The 14032-nt window shown below is 72.4% G+C and carries 13 protein-coding genes; 4 read left to right on the forward strand and 9 right to left on the reverse strand.

The genetic code is table 11. The annotated features are described in order from the left end of the window. Positions 1–11: 11 nt before the first annotated feature. Positions 12–1328 carry a DUF2252 domain-containing protein gene (locus tag ACIBD9_RS00095; protein ID WP_396713124.1) on the reverse strand — a complete coding sequence of 439 codons (1317 nt, stop codon included), beginning with the start codon at positions 1326–1328 and terminating at the stop codon, positions 12–14. Positions 1329–1427: 99 nt separating this feature from the next. Then, positions 1428–2009, reverse strand: coding sequence for an NADH-quinone oxidoreductase subunit B family protein (locus ACIBD9_RS00100; RefSeq protein ID WP_355005696.1), 582 nt, complete (start codon positions 2007–2009; stop codon positions 1428–1430). Positions 2010–2208: 199 nt separating this feature from the next. Between ACIBD9_RS00100 and ACIBD9_RS00105 the strand changes: the two genes are divergently transcribed. Together ACIBD9_RS00105 and ACIBD9_RS00110 are read left to right on the forward strand one after the other, a co-directional pair. Continuing rightward, positions 2209–2775, forward strand: a complete 567-nt coding sequence (locus ACIBD9_RS00105; protein ID WP_396713126.1) for a SigE family RNA polymerase sigma factor — start codon at positions 2209–2211, stop codon at positions 2773–2775. Next, complete coding sequence (locus ACIBD9_RS00110) at positions 2768–3973, forward strand: hypothetical protein (protein WP_396713127.1); 1206 nt, start codon at positions 2768–2770, stop codon at positions 3971–3973. The genes ACIBD9_RS00105 and ACIBD9_RS00110 overlap by 8 nt, the downstream gene beginning before the upstream one ends. A 52-nt stretch (positions 3974–4025) precedes the next feature. Here the strand turns inward: ACIBD9_RS00110 and ACIBD9_RS00115 are convergent, their stop codons facing one another. From ACIBD9_RS00115 to ACIBD9_RS00125, 3 genes are read right to left on the reverse strand one after another with little or no spacing between them, the layout of a single operon-like run. Beyond that, on the reverse strand, positions 4026–5528 hold the full coding sequence (locus ACIBD9_RS00115; RefSeq protein WP_396713129.1) for a pyridoxal phosphate-dependent decarboxylase family protein: 1503 nt from the start codon (positions 5526–5528) through the stop codon (positions 4026–4028). A 27-nt stretch (positions 5529–5555) separates the two neighbouring features. Further along, positions 5556–6941, reverse strand: a complete 1386-nt coding sequence (locus ACIBD9_RS00120) for an MFS transporter (protein WP_396713131.1) — start codon at positions 6939–6941, stop codon at positions 5556–5558. A 32-nt stretch (positions 6942–6973) separates the two neighbouring features. Continuing rightward, positions 6974–7288 (reverse strand): MGMT family protein, encoded by a 315-nt coding sequence (locus ACIBD9_RS00125; protein ID WP_196919863.1) that lies wholly within the window; start codon positions 7286–7288, stop codon positions 6974–6976. A gap of 13 nt (positions 7289–7301) precedes the next feature. On the opposite strand from ACIBD9_RS00125, the gene proB reads away from it, so the two are divergent. Both proB and ACIBD9_RS00135 read left to right on the forward strand, forming a co-directional pair. Next, complete coding sequence (proB, locus tag ACIBD9_RS00130; protein WP_396713134.1) at positions 7302–8459, forward strand: glutamate 5-kinase; 1158 nt, start codon at positions 7302–7304, stop codon at positions 8457–8459. Between the two features lie 90 nt (positions 8460–8549). Next, the gene (locus ACIBD9_RS00135; protein WP_396713136.1) at positions 8550–9791 is read left to right on the forward strand and encodes a glutamate-5-semialdehyde dehydrogenase; all 1242 of its coding nucleotides are present in this window, start codon (positions 8550–8552) and stop codon (positions 9789–9791) included. A gap of 122 nt (positions 9792–9913) precedes the next feature. Here ACIBD9_RS00135 and ACIBD9_RS00140 read toward each other — a convergent pair whose 3' ends face one another. The 4 genes from ACIBD9_RS00140 to ACIBD9_RS00155 all read right to left on the reverse strand — a co-directional run bounded on the left by ACIBD9_RS00140 (position 9914) and on the right by ACIBD9_RS00155 (position 14028). Further along, positions 9914–10801 carry a prenyltransferase/squalene oxidase repeat-containing protein gene (locus ACIBD9_RS00140; protein WP_396713796.1) on the reverse strand — a complete coding sequence of 296 codons (888 nt, stop codon included), beginning with the start codon at positions 10799–10801 and terminating at the stop codon, positions 9914–9916. Positions 10802–10947: 146 nt separating this feature from the next. Beyond that, positions 10948–12129 carry an adenylyltransferase/sulfurtransferase MoeZ gene (moeZ, locus tag ACIBD9_RS00145; protein ID WP_238657420.1) on the reverse strand — a complete coding sequence of 394 codons (1182 nt, stop codon included), beginning with the start codon at positions 12127–12129 and terminating at the stop codon, positions 10948–10950. A 123-nt stretch (positions 12130–12252) separates the two neighbouring features. Further along, positions 12253–12990, reverse strand: coding sequence for a DUF3152 domain-containing protein (locus ACIBD9_RS00150; protein WP_396713138.1), 738 nt, complete (start codon positions 12988–12990; stop codon positions 12253–12255). 186 nt (positions 12991–13176) lie between these two features. Then, positions 13177–14028 carry a DUF3152 domain-containing protein gene (locus tag ACIBD9_RS00155; protein WP_396713140.1) on the reverse strand — a complete coding sequence of 284 codons (852 nt, stop codon included), beginning with the start codon at positions 14026–14028 and terminating at the stop codon, positions 13177–13179. Between the last annotated feature and the right edge of the window lie 4 nt (positions 14029–14032).

Consider the following 14032-nt stretch of genomic DNA (forward strand, 5'->3'; position numbering starts at 1 on the left):
GCCGCACCCGATCAGATGCCCGGCAGTCGACCGTTGCGGAACAGGTCGACGAAAAGCTGGTGATCCTGGCGGGCGCGCACCCCGTACGCGTGCGCGAACTCCACCAGATGGGCGACGAAGCCCGCCTCGTCGGCGTCCACCGCCGCGACGATCGCCTCCTCGGTGGAGTAGTCCACCAGATCGTGACTGGATTCGTCGTCCGCGACCGAGTGCATCCGGGCCACCGCCCGGCCAAGGTCGACGAGAACCCCGGTCAGCTCCTCCGGCTCGTTCACGTCCGACCAGTCGAGGTCGGCGGCGTACGGGGAGACCTCGGCGACGAGCTGACCGGCCCCGTTCAGCTCGGTGAAGCCCAACCACGGGTCGGCGTGCGCCTGCAACGCCCGCTGCGACTCGGCGGTCCGGTGCCCTTGGTGCTGGAAGTAGCCGCGGACCGACTCGTCGGTGACGTACCGCGCCACGGCCGGCACCTGCGCCTGCTTCATGTAGATGACGACGTCGTTCTCCAATGCCTGGGTGTGCCCCTCCAGCAGCAGGTTGTACGACGGCAGCCCGGCCGAGCCGATGCCCACCCCCTTGCGCAGCACCACGTCCTTGATCCGCGCCGCCACCGGGCGGAGCTGCGCCGACGCGGTTGGCAGGGTGCCCAGGTAGTCCTGGAAGGCGGCGGTGACCAGGTCCCGGGTGGCGTCGTCGATCTCGAAGACGCCGTCGCCGATGGAGAAGCGTCGCTCGTAGTTGTCGATGGTGGTCTGCGCGGCGAGCAGGTCGACGCGGGTGTTGAGCCGGGCCCGCTGGAGCACCCGGCGCAGCACCCCGTCGGCGTTGTCCAGGGTGATCGAGCCGATCGCGTCGTCGCCGCCGGCGGCGATGGCCCGCAGCTCGGTCAGGTACGACCGGGCGAACCCGGCCACCAGTTCCCCGATCGCGGTGTCGGAGAGCGCCTTGCCGTAGCCGAGCAACGCCACGCTGGCCGCCAGCCGACGCAGGTCCCAGGTGAACGGCCCGACGTACGCCTCGTCGAAGTCGTTGACGTTGAACACCAGCTGCCCGGACGCGTTCATGTAGGTGCCGAAGTTCTCCGCGTGCAGGTCACCGTGGATCCACACCCGGCTGGTCCGCTCGTCGGAGAACCGGTCGTCGGCGAAGTCGCCGCGCTGGTCGGCGTAGAACAGCGCGGCGCTGCCCCGGTAGAAGGCGAACGGAGAAGCCGCCATCTTGCGGAACTTGCGGCGGAAGGCGGAGGGGTCGATCGCCATCGACGCGCCGAACTCCTCGGTGAGCACGTCGACGATGTGGGCGGACCGCTGGTCCACTGAGCTGCTCATAGTGCGCAGGCTAGTGCGGCGGATCCACCACGGGGTGGCGAACCAGCCACCCATCGATGGTGCTGCGTGGCGTCCGGGCGCGAGGGGCGCGCGTCGACCTCAGGTCGCGGCGGGTGGGCGTACCGGCGGGGCGGTGAGCGAGTCCACCGAGCGTGGGGCGGCGGCCTCGCGGGGCGGAGCGTCCAGCGGCGCGGCCAGCACGTCCCGTTGCGGCACACCCCCGATGCCGGACTGCTCGGCGGCGATCTTCTCCTGCAGGCGCAGGATGCCGTGCAGCAGCGCCTCCGGCCGGGGCGGGCAGCCCGGCACGTACACGTCGACCGGGATGAGCTGGTCGACGCCCTTGGTCACCGAGTACGAGTCCCAGTAGGGGCCGCCGCAGTTGGAGCAGGCGCCGAACGAGATGACGTACTTCGGCTCGGGCATCTGGTCGTAGAGCCGCTTGATCGCCGGGGCCATCTTGTCGGTCACCGTGCCGGAGACCACCATCAGGTCGGCCTGGCGGGGGCCGTGGGCGAACGGGATCACGCCGAGCCGGATGAAGTCGTGCCGACCCATGCTGGTGGCGATGAACTCGATGGCACAGCAGGCCAGACCGAAGTTGAACACCCAGAGCGAGTAGCGGCGGCCCCAGTTCAGCACGAACCGGATCGGCTCACCGAGCACTGCCGGCAGCTGCACGACCGCCCCCTTCCCTGTCCCCCACACGACAGTCAACCACAGCGCCCGGCTGCAACCCCGAGGCCCGTTCGAGGCTTCTAACGGGGTACGGCGCGCCGAGCACGACCGCCGCAACGGGGAGCACGGGAACAACCCCCGGCAGATCAGCGAGTGGTACGACCGCCTCGGGCACGGGCCCGACGGCGAACGGGGAGGGGCAGTGACAGTGATGACGGGAGCCCGTGCCAACGAGCCACCGGGGGCGATCGCCGCGATGGCCGGGGAGCACACCGGGACGGTGAGCTTCGACGACTTCTACCACGCGCATTTCCGCAGCGTGACCACCCAACTGGGCGCCTACACGGGCGACCTCTCACAGGCCCAGGACCTCGCGCAGGAGGCGTTCTGCCGGGCCCTGGCCCGCTGGGACCGGCTGGCCCGGTACGACGACCCGGTCGCCTGGGTCCGTCAGGTCGCCTGGAACCTCGCCCGGAGCCGCTGGCGACGGCTCCGGACCGCGCGCAACCACCTGCTCCGGCAGCGGCGGACCGAGGCCACGATGGCCGGGCCGACGCCCGATCGGGTCGCGATCGACGCCGCGCTGGCCCAACTGCCCGCCAACCACCGACGGGCCGTCATCCTGCATTACCTCGCCGACCTGCCGGTCAACGAGATCGCGAGTCAGGAGGGGGTGGCCGAGGGCACGGTCAAGTCCTGGCTGCACCGCGGTCGGCTGGCGCTGGCGGGGCTGCTCGACGAGAGCACCGAGGGGACAGACAATGTCTGACATCGATCCGCGCCTACGGGACCGGTTCGCCGCGTACCGCGCCGAGACGGTCTGCCAGATCACCGGTCCGGGACCTGACCAGGCCCGGCGTACCCTTCGTCGGCGTCGGCGCACGAAGGCGGTGGCGGTGGCCGTGACGGCGATTGCCCTGGCTGTCGCACCGATCGTCGCCAACGCCGCCCTACGGGACGACGGGTCGGTGCCGGTGCCGGCGCAGACCGGCGAGCCGACGACACCGCCGACGAGCGCTCCCGCACCGACGCCGTCCACCCCGCTCACGCCCAGCACCACCACGACCACGAGTCCGGCCGCGCCGGACGGCCGGATCAGCCGGGCGCAGTTGCTGGCCGCCCGCGTCGATCTGCCGGCCTGGCCCTCGTACGCCTCGAACTGCGCCACCTCGGACGTTCGGCTGCGGCCTTCGGGACGCGACACGAGTGTGTCGACACTGGCGGACCTGGACCTGAGCTACACCGACCTGGACGGCGATGGCGCGACCGAGACGGTCGCCCTGGTCACCTGCCGGCTCGGCGAGGCCTCGGCGAAACAACTCGTGGCGTTCGACCGCGACGGGCACGGTCGGATCGTGACCATGGCTCGGGTCGTCGGCACCAAGGAGGGGCTCGACGACATCACGGACGCCGCCGTCACCGAGGACGGAACGGTGCGGGCGGAGGTGGCCGACATCCAGCCCTGCTGCTCGACGCCGAGTTACTGGGCGCAGAAGCAGTGGCGGACGTACCGCTGGCACGACGGCCGGTTCACCCAGAGCGACGGGCCGAGGTCCTTCGGCAAGGACCCCCGGCTGACCGACCTGGTGCTGACCGGCGGCAACCTCGTACTCGGGCCGGCCGGCACCGACGGGAAGCGCCCAGGCACCCTGACCCTGACCGTGACGAACAAGGGGCCGGTGGACGTGGCGCACCTCGGCTTCGCCGAAATCGAGCGCATCGGGGCGATGGACAACTCCGACTCGTCGATCTGCGTGCCGTGGCGGGGAGGCGACGAGTCGGGGACCACCTGTCGCTCAGCCGGCCTGCGGTCCGGGGAGCGCCGGGCGTACACGTTCCATCTGCTTGTCGATCCGACCGCGCTGAACCAGCCCAGCGTCCGGGTGGTGCACTTCGACGACCAGGACCGGCACTGGCAGGACCGGACCTTCAAAGACAACTACGTGAAGGTGCGGGTGGTTTCCTGATCCGGCCGACCGGGCCCGGCCGGTACTGCCGGCCGGGCCCGGTGCCGCACGGTCAGCTGGGTGCCCAGGTGGGGCGCTGGAGCAGGCTGACGAACTCCACAAGCAACCGCTCGCGCAGCGCCGATGGCGCGGCGTCGAGCAGGGTGTTCACCAGCGCCATCCGCTCCGGCAGTGGCCCCGCGTCCGGATCGCCGCCCAGACCCAGGCCGGCGGCCAGCCCGACGACCATCTCCGGAGTCAGTGCGTCCGGGGTGAGGGCACCGACCATCGCGCCCAACTCGGCGGGCAGCCGGACCGGGCCGGCGGCCCTGGCCGCGGCCACCGCCTCGGCCAGGTCCGGCCCGAACTCGGCCACCCGGGGCGCGACCGCGGCGGTCACCGTGAGGTGCACGCTGGCGGGCAGACCGGCGTACGAGAGCTGGGGTTGGGTGTGCCAGCCCCGTGAGGTCAGCTCGTCGACCAGGACGAACAGGTCGGGGCCACCCTCGGTGGCGGTGAAGCAGACCACTGTCGACTCCGGCTCGGCCATCAGCCGCAACCCGTCGACGGCACGGACCGCGTCGGCCAGACCGGCGACCGCGTCCCGGGTGACGGCGGCCAGCCGCAGGTAACCGTCGTCGCCGAGGTGCCGCACGGTGGCGTACGCGGCGGCGATCGGGCCGCCCGAGCGGGTGGACGCGATCACCGGGTTGATCATCGTGTAGCCGGGCCAGTCGGCGTACGCGAAGTACTGCGGGGCGCGCATGGCGGCGTCGCGGTGCAGCAGCACCGACACCCCCTTCGGCGCGTACGCGTACTTGTGCAGGTCCACCGAGATGGAGGTGACCCCGGGCACCGCGAAGTCGAACGCCGGCACCGGCTCCCCGAGGCGGCGCAGGTACGGCAGGGTCCAGCCGCCGAAGCAGGCGTCCACGTGGCAGCGCACCCCGGCCTCGGCCGCGGCGGCCGCGATCTGCGCGACCGGGTCGACCACCCCGTGCGCGTACGACGGCGCGGAGCAGGCGACAAGCACCGTCTCCGGGCGGATCGCGGCGGCCATCACGGCCGGGTCGGGGCGCAGCGTCTCCGGGGAGACCGGCACGACGTCAAGCGCCACCCGCAGGTAGTGCGCCGCCTTGGCGAACGCGGCGTGCGCGCTCGACGGCACCACGATCCGGGGTGCGGTGATCTCCGGGTGGGCGTCCCGGGCCGTCTTGACGGCGAGGATCAGCGACTCGGTGCCGCCGCTGGTCACGCTGCCGACGACGTCCGGGGCGGTGGTGCCCGGGCCGGCGCCCAGCACCCGGCCGGCGGCGCCGACGAGCGCGTTCTCCATGGCCAGCAGGGACGGGAACGCGGTCGGGTCCAACCCGTTGACGTGGGCGCTCTCCCGGTGGGCGGCGGCGGCCAGGTCGTCCAGCCCCGGTACCGCGGGGTCGTAGACGTACGCGAACAGCCGTCCCCCGTGGGTGGGCCGGTCCACGCCCCGCAACTGCCGAACCTCGGCGAGGGCGACCTCGGCGGGAACGCCGGCAGCGGGAAGCGCCCCGGCCTCAACCCTGTTCTCGTCGATCATGGAGTCATGGTGCCCTTCTCGTGACGGTCAACGACTTTCGTCCCCCACCACAACTCCGTGATCGACCCGGTCGCTGTGAGCGGTGAGGGTGTACTGGCGGAGCAGGAGGATCGGAGGGGCGATCAGCAGGGCCGGGATCAGCGTGAAGCCGAGGAGCACGCCCAGTCTCGCCGTGTCGGACTGGGCCGCCGCCGAGCCGGTGTCGGAGGAGACGTAGCCGGAGAGCTGGAGCACCAGGCCGTAGATGCCCGGGCCGAGCGCCAGGCCGAAGGTCTCCCCGGCGGTCCACAGCCCGGTGAAGACGCCCGCCTGCCGTCGACCGGTGCGCGCCGTCTCGTGCGCGATGCAGTCCGGCAGCATGGCCAGCGCGAAGACCTGCTGCCCGGCGTACCCGACGCCGATCAGCGCGACCACGAGATAGACGGCGACCGGCGGCAGCACCGGCGCGGCGACCAGGGCGAACGCACCGACGGCGAGGATCAGCGAGGCGACGACAAGCGCGGTCCGCTTGCCCAGCCGGACACCGATCCGGCTCCAGATCGGCATCACCAGCAGCGCCGGCCCGACGAAGCAGACGAAGAGCAGGGTCGGTCCGCTCTCCTCGTCGCGCAGGATCTGCCCCGCGAAGTAGTTGACCCCGGCCAGGATCGTGGCCACCCCGGCGGACTGCACCACGAAGCAGATCAGCAGCGCCCGGAACGGCCGGTTGGCGCCGGCCACGGCGAGCTGGGCGCGCAGGGTCGGCTCGCTCTCGCCCACCGTGCCGGTCGGCGCGGACCGGGTGCCCAGGAACGCGCCGATCGCGCCGAGGGCGATCAGCACGGCCACGAACAGGCCCATCCAGCGGTGCCCGACCACGCCGTCACCGCCGGCGCTGACGACCAGCGGCGCGACCGCGCCGGAGACCAGGATGGCCAGCGCCAGCACCGCGATCCGCCAGGTCATCAACCGGGTGCGCTCGGCGTAGTCGCCGGTCAGCTCCGCCGGCATCGCCACGTACGGCACCTGGAAGAAGGCGAACGCGGTGGCGGTGGCGAGGAAGGCGAACGCCACGTACGCCACGGCGGCCGGGCCGTTACCGAAGGGCGCGGCGAAGATCGACGCGAACAGGACGGCGAGGGCGAGGCCGGCGACGAGCAGGTACGGCCGACGGGCGCCCCACCGTGACCGGGTGCGGTCGGAGATCCGCCCGGCGACCGGGTTCACCAACACGTCCCACGCCTTGGGCAGCAACACCAGCAGGGCGGCCAGCCCGGCGGCCACGCCCAGGGTGTCGGTCAGGTACGGCAGCAGCAGCAGGCCGGGCACGGTGCCGAACGCTCCGGTCGCCAGGGAACCGAGCGCGTAGCCGGCGTGCACCGAGCGGGGCAGCGAGCCATTGGCTGACGAGCCGGCGCCCGGCGGCGTTTTCATGGGCCCGAATGTTACTCACGTTAGGGCGGCGGTCACATCCCCTCATCAGGCGACCAGCCCGCCGCCGCGATGTCCACTCCCTCGCCGCGCAGCGGCACTCCCTCGGCCCGCAGTCGGGCCCGCGCCTCCCGCTCGTGCCCCGGCGGCAGGCGACCACTCGCCGTCACCACCCGGTGCCAGGGCACCGAGCCTCCGTGCCGGGCCATGATGTTGCCGACCAACCGGGCCGAGGCGCGTCCCGAGCGCTCGGAGAGCGCGTCGGCCACCCCGCCGTAGGACATGACCCGACCCTCTGGGATCCGCTCCACCAGGTCGAGCACCGCCTCGACGTACTCGTCAGGAGTCACAATCCGCCACCATATGGGAACGCTGCCGGGCGGTGCGGCCGTGACCACGCAGAATGGTCGGGTGCGCGACGCAGTCACGACGGCCCGGCGGGTCGTCGTCAAGATCGGATCCTCCTCGTTGACCACCGCCACCGGCGGGTTGGCCGACGAGCGCGTCGACACGCTGGTCGACACCCTCGGTCGGCTCACCGCCGAGGGCCGCGAGGTGGTGCTGGTGTCCTCAGGCGCCATCGCCGCCGGGCTCGCCCCGCTCGGGCTGTCCCGACGCCCGCGCGACCTGGCCACCCAGCAGGCCGCCGCCAGCGTCGGGCAGGGGCTACTGATCGGCAGGTACGCGGCCAGCTTCGCCCGGCACGGCCGCACCGTCGGGCAGGTGCTGCTCACCGTCGACGACGTGACCCGGCGGGCGCACTACCGCAACGCGTACCGGACGCTGCGCAAGCTGCTCGACCTGCGGGCGGTGCCGATCGTCAACGAGAACGACACGGTGGCCACCCAGGAGATCCGGTTCGGCGACAACGACCGGCTGGCCGCCCTGGTGGCCGCGTTGGTGCACGCCGACCTGCTGGTGCTCCTCTCCGACGTGGACGCGCTCTGGACCGGCGACCCCACCAACCCGCACTCGACCCGGATCGCCGAGGTGCGCGACGACGCGGACCTCACCGGCATCACCATCGGCGGGGCCGGCCGGTCCGGCGTCGGCACCGGCGGCATGGTGACCAAGGTCGAGGCGGCCCGGATCGCCACCGGCTTCGGCATCCCGGTGGTGCTCACCGCCGCCGACCTGGCCACGCAGGCGCTGGCCGGCGAACCGGTCGGCACGCTCTTCCACCCGCAGCGGCAACGCCCGACGGCCCGGCTGTTCTGGCTGGCCCACGCCACCTCACCCCGGGGCCGGCTGCACCTCGACCCGGGCGCGGTCGCCGCCGTCGTCGGGCGGCGCAAGTCGCTGCTCCCGGCCGGCATCACCGCCGTGGACGGCACGTTCACGGCCGGCGACCCGGTGGATTTGGTGGACACCGCCGGCGCATCGGTCGCCCGAGGGTTGGTCAACTACGACGCGGTGGAGCTACCCGGGCTGCTCGGCCGCTCCACGTCCGAACTCGCCGCGGCGCTCGGCCCGGCGTACGAACGGGAGGTCGTCCACCGCGACGACCTGGTGCTGCTCTAAGGAGTCAACAATGAGTGAGCGTCAGCGAGCGAGTCATCGGCTCAGGGCTTTGGTGCCTCAGGGCGGCACGGAGCGCAGCGGAGTGCCGGCATGAGCGTGACCGAGCAGGCGCGACGGGCGCGGGACGCCGCCGCGGAGTTGGCCGTGGCCACGCGTACGGTCAAGGACGCCGCGCTGGTGGCGATGGCCGACGCGCTTGTGGCGCGTACCCCGGAGATCCTGACCGCGAACGAGACGGACCTGGCGGCCGGCCGCGAGGCCGGACTGAGCGCGGCCGTGCTGGACCGGCTCGCGCTCGACGCGGGTCGGGTGGCCGGCATCGCCGACGCGCTACGCGAGATGGCCGCGTTGCCCGACCCGGTCGGCGAGGTGGTCCGCGGGTCCACCCTGCCCAACGGCCTGGAGCTGCGCCAGATCCGGGTGCCGTTCGGGGTGGTCGGCATCATCTACGAGGCTCGGCCCAACGTGACAGTGGACGCCGCCGGCATCTGCCTCAAGTCCGGCAACGCGGCGCTGCTGCGTGGGTCGTCGTCGGCCGCGCACTCGAACGCCGCGCTGGTCGCGGTGCTGCGCGACGCGGTCGCCGGGGCCGGTCTGCCGGCCGACGCGGTGCAGTTGCTCGACGCCAGCTCCCGTGACTCGGTCAAGGAGCTGATGCGCGCCCGAGGGCTCGTCGACGTGCTCATTCCGCGCGGTGGCGCGTCGCTGATCCGCACCGTGGTCGAGGAGTCGACAGTGCCGGTGATCGAGACCGGGGTGGGCAACTGCCACGTCTACGTCGACGCCGCCGCCGACCTGGCGAAGGCCGTCGCGGTGACGCTGAACGCCAAGACGCAACGCCTGTCCACCTGCAACACGGCCGAGTCGTTGCTGGTGCACGCCGGCATCGCCGACGCGTTCCTGCCGCCGGTGCTGGCCGCGTTCGCCGAGGCGGGGGTGACAGTGCACGGCTCACCCGAGGTGGCCGCGTACTCCGCAGCCGTGGTCCCGGCCACCGAGGAGGACTACGCCACCGAGTACCTGTCCGCCGACATCTCGGTGGCGGTGGTCGACTCGCTGGACGCGGCGGTCGCGCACATCCGCCGCTTCGGCACCGGGCACACCGAGGCGATCCTCACCGACTCGGCGAGCGCGGCCCGCGACTTCGTCGCGCGGGTGGACGCGGCCGCGGTGATGGTGAACGCCTCGACCCGGTTCACCGACGGGGGCGAGTTCGGCTTCGGCGCGGAGATCGGCATCTCCACCCAGAAGCTGCACGCCCGCGGTCCGATGGGCCTGCCCGAGCTGACCAGCACCAAGTACGTCGTCACCGGCGACGGGCACCTGCGCTAGCGACGCCCCCGTCCCCCTGCGGCGATCTTGCACTTACTGCGTCGACATAAGGTGCAATCAGCGCACATCGGCGACAGGAACTGCAAGATCGCCGCAGAGGGCGGGCGCGCGGGGGCGCGGGGTCAGCCCGTCGGCGCGGGGCGGGCCGCCCGGATCGCGGCCAGCGTGGCGTGCACGTCGAACTGGTGGCCGTCGTCGCTCTCCCAGCCGCCGTCGCTGCGCTGGGTCTCGGTCAGCCGACGCAGCGCCCGCACCATGATCCAGTCTTGTGGGTCGACCCCGGCGCGGCGCAGGGTGGCCGCCAGCCACGCCACGTCCCCCGGGGACATCTTCGGCATCCGCTCGGCGAGCACCACCTGGATCCGCGCCGACTCCTGGAACATCTCCTGCCGGTGCAGCACGGCCGCGCTCAGCCAACCGGCGGCGAGGAACGACGGCCAGCTACCGTCCGGGCGCAACCGCGCCGCGAGCGAGTGGGCCGCCGCCTGCACCACCCCGGCGTACGCCCCGCCGACCCGATGATCGAGCGGACCCGAAGCCCGGGCGTCCAGGCCGGCGACGGTGAGCCAGAAACCGGCGTTGGCCGACACCAGGAACCCGGCCTCCGGGTCGCCGGGCCGGGCCCACTCAGGTGCCGAGTCGGTCAGCGACACGTCCTCTTCCCAACCGCCGCCGGCCTGCTGCCGGGACGCCAGCCAGTCCAGTGCGCGGCGGGCGGCGGGACGGCCGAGCGCGCCCAGGTCGTCCAGCTCGGCGAGCCGGAAGCAGGTGGCGTCGATCGAGGCGATCTCGCCGCCCCAGGTGGCCGGCCAACCGCCGTCCGGTGACTGGCCGACCTCGGCCGTCTCCAGCAACTCGGCGGGCACGGGGGTGCCGTTGCGGAGCCAGGAGAGGCGGGCGCGTTCCACCGCATCCCCGTGCGCCACGACGAACCCGATCGCGGCTTCCAAGTCGACCACGGCGGACACGCTACCTGCGCAGACGCGATGCCGCCTCGGAGAATCGGCCAGCCCGGAATGGCTGCGTCGCTCCCGCCGGACGGCCGCTCGGCGTGATCTGCGTCGATTCGCCGGAACGGCCGGTGGGCCGCCCCGGCCCGGCGGTGTGGCTCGCGGGCCGCCCCGGCACGGCGGCGTGGCCGCCCCGGCTCGATTGGTCAGTACGCGGGCAGCGACGGGTCGATCTGCTTGATCCAGGAGAGCACGCCGCCCTGCACGTGCACCGCGTCCTTGAATCCGGCCGCCTTGAGCGCGGCGAGCGCCTCCGCCGAGCGGACACCGGACTTGCAGTGCAGCACGATCTGCCGGTCCTGCGGCAGCTTCGCGAGGGCCTCACCGGAGATGATGTCGCCCTTGGGGATCAGGGTGGCGCCGGGGATCCGGACGATCTCGTACTCGGCCGGCTCGCGCACGTCGACGAGGAAGATGTCCTTGCCGGCGTCCTGCCACTCCTTGAGCTCCAGTGCGGTGATGGTCGAGTCGAGCGTCGCCTCCTGGGCCTCCTCGGAGACCGCGCCGCAGAAGTCCTCGTAGTCTTCCAGCAGGTCGGTGACCGTCGGGTTGTCGCCGCAGAGCGCGCAGTTCGGGTCCTTGCGGACCTTGATCTTGCGGTATTCCATCTCCAGGGCGTCGTAGACCATCAGGCGGCCGACCAGCGGCTCACCGATGCCGGTGAGCAGCTTGATCGCCTCGTTCACCTGGATCGAGCCGATCGACGCGCAGAGCACGCCGAGCACGCCACCCTCGGCGCAGGACGGGACCATGCCGGGCGGCGGCGGCTCCGGGTAGAGGCAGCGGTAGCAGGGGCCGTGCTCGGCCCAGAACACCGACGCCTGGCCGTCGAAGCGGTAGATCGAGCCCCAGACGTACGGCTTACCGAGCAGCACCGCCGCGTCGTTGACCATGTAGCGGGTGGCGAAGTTGTCGGTGCCGTCGACGATCAGGTCGTACTGGGCGAAGATCTCGCGGACGTTCTCCCGGTCCAGCGCGGTGTTGTGGATCTCCACGTTGACCAGCGGGTTGATCTCGCGGATCGACGCGGCGGCGGACTCGGCCTTGGACCGGCCGATGTCGGACACGCCGTGGATGATCTGGCGCTGCAGGTTGGACTCGTCGACGGTGTCGAAGTCGATGATGCCGAGCGTGCCGACCCCGGCCGCGGCGAGGTACATGAGGGCGGGCGACCCGAGGCCACCGGCGCCGACACAGAGCACCCGGGCGTTCTTCAGCCGCTTCTGGCCGGTCACCCCGACGTCCGGAATGATCAAGTGACGTGAGTAGCGGCGGATCTCGTCTACGGTCAGCTCGGCGGCGGGCTCGACGAGCGGGGGCAACGACACGGTGGACTCCCCGGGATCGGCGGTGTGAACCGCGCCATTGTTGCTCGCGGGAGCCCCGCTCGGCCATGAGGGACGACACGTGGTCCGGTATGCGGGAGCGGGAATAACCGACGACCCGGCCGATCAGGGGACGATGTCCCCCGCGTAGCGACGACCGTCGAGGTATGGCCAGGCGTTGGCCACGCAGCCGTGCAGGCCGTACGTCTGCTGCTGCATCACCGGGGCGGGCTCCCCCGGGCCGGGGCACGCCTCGTGGTCCTCGCCGAACTCGTGTCCCACCTCGTGGTTGATGACGTAGGTCCGGTAGGTGTCCAGCGAAGCGCCGTAGTCGGGGACCGCCTCCATCCAGCGGGCCAGGTTGATGATGACCTGGCCGGGCAGGCGACAGGAGGTGTAGCGCTCGGTGGTCAACCCGCCCTCGGCGCACATCTGCTCGGAGGTGACCGGGGTGGCCAGGTAGATGGTGAAGTCGGCGGCCCCCGCGTCGGCCACTCGTTGCACCCGCAGCTCATCGGACGCGATCCAACTGCGCGGGTCGGCCAGCACCTCGTCCACCCTGGCCGCGAACACGTCGGCGTCCAGGCCGGCGCCGCGTTCGACGACGACCCGGTAACGGCGCAGCGGCCCGTCCGTGCCGTGCACGCGTGTCTCGCCGTCGGCCACAGTGAAGCGTCCCGCTCCGACCGACGGGTAGCTGGTGGGCGCCGGGTGCGCGGCCACCCCACCTCCGTGGCCCATTCCGCCCTGGGTGGTGGCCGGCGGCTCGCCTGACGGCTCACCGCCTCGGCTCACCGTCACGCCGATGGCGGCGGCGAGCACGAGCAGGCCGAGCAGCATGCTGCGGCGACGACGCCTGTGCATCCGGACGAACGCGGGACGCACACCCCGAAACGCCGAGCTGTGGTCGGGCGGCCGGGGCGGGCCGTAAGGGGACGACGGCGTCATGGAGTCAAGCGTGCCAGATTATTCGGGCATTTCTCCATTTTTATCGCTATTGCCGCAAGCCGCCTGATGGGGGTCGGTGCTCGGCCTGTCGGGCCGATCGGCTCAGAGAGCGGGACCGGTGTACCGACGCCCGTTCAGGTACGGCCACGGGTTGACCCGGCAGCCGTTGAGGAAGAGCGTCTGCTGCATCATCACCGGCGCCGGCCGGCCCGCACCGGGGCAGCGCTCGTGCCGATGCCCAAGCTGGTGACCCACCTCGTGGTTGACCACGTACGTCCGGTAGACGGTCAGCGGCACGCCGGCCGAGACGAAGTGCGGCACGGACAACCGCCACCGATCCAGGTTGATGATCACCTGGCCGGCCGCCCGGCAGGACGTGTACGGCCGACCGTCGATGCGGATGTCCACCCCACCCTCGGCGCACATCCGACCCGCGGTGCGGGCGGTGGCCAGGTAGACGGTGAAGTCCCGAGGCGCAGCCCCGGGCACCTGCTGTAGCCGCAGCCGACCGCTGTCGACCCAACTGCCCGGCCCGGCGAGCGCCACCTGAACCGCCTGGGCGAACTCGGCGGCGTCCGCACCACTGCCCGACTCCACCGCGACCCGGTAACGCCGCAGCTCACCCGCCCGACCCAGCACCGGGCCGGAGCGGGCGTGGTAGCCGAACCTGCCCGTGCCGGCGCTCGGAACCGCTCCGGGCACCCGCAACACCGGGGGCAAGCTGGACGGCACCGCGTCGGAGGGCGAAGGCTCGGCCGACGGCGGCAGCGGCCCGGCCACCAGCGGCGGCGTGCCGATCTCCTCGGCGGCCAGCCGGTCGGCGCCGGGGTGCCCGCCCGGCCCCTCGGCGATCACGGTCACCGCCGCGCCGACGGCCACCACCACCGCCACCAGCTGGGCGAGCAGCGCGAAACGTCGCCGACGGCGATTAGGGAGGCGGGCTGAGCTGGGCATCCAC

The sequence above is a fragment of the Micromonospora sp. NPDC050784 genome (genome assembly GCF_044456765.1).
Taxonomy (GTDB): domain Bacteria; phylum Actinomycetota; class Actinomycetes; order Mycobacteriales; family Micromonosporaceae; genus Micromonospora; species Micromonospora foliorum.

Excerpts from the sequence above, each read along its gene's own strand:
- proB (WP_396713134.1), top strand. The coding sequence starts at position 7,302 with ATGGGAACGCTGCCGGGCGGTGCGGCCGTGACCACGCAGAATGGTCGG.
- ACIBD9_RS00115 (WP_396713129.1), bottom strand. The coding sequence starts at position 5,528 with ATGATCGACGAGAACAGGGTTGAGGCCGGGGCGCTTCCCGCTGCCGGC.
- ACIBD9_RS00155 (WP_396713140.1), bottom strand. The coding sequence starts at position 14,028 with ATGCCCAGCTCAGCCCGCCTCCCTAATCGCCGTCGGCGACGTTTCGCG.
- ACIBD9_RS00135 (WP_396713136.1), top strand. The coding sequence starts at position 8,550 with ATGAGCGTGACCGAGCAGGCGCGACGGGCGCGGGACGCCGCCGCGGAG.
- ACIBD9_RS00095 (WP_396713124.1), bottom strand. The coding sequence starts at position 1,328 with ATGAGCAGCTCAGTGGACCAGCGGTCCGCCCACATCGTCGACGTGCTC.
- ACIBD9_RS00110 (WP_396713127.1), top strand. The coding sequence starts at position 2,768 with ATGTCTGACATCGATCCGCGCCTACGGGACCGGTTCGCCGCGTACCGC.
- ACIBD9_RS00120 (WP_396713131.1), bottom strand. The coding sequence starts at position 6,941 with ATGAAAACGCCGCCGGGCGCCGGCTCGTCAGCCAATGGCTCGCTGCCC.
- ACIBD9_RS00150 (WP_396713138.1), bottom strand. The coding sequence starts at position 12,990 with ATGCACAGGCGTCGTCGCCGCAGCATGCTGCTCGGCCTGCTCGTGCTC.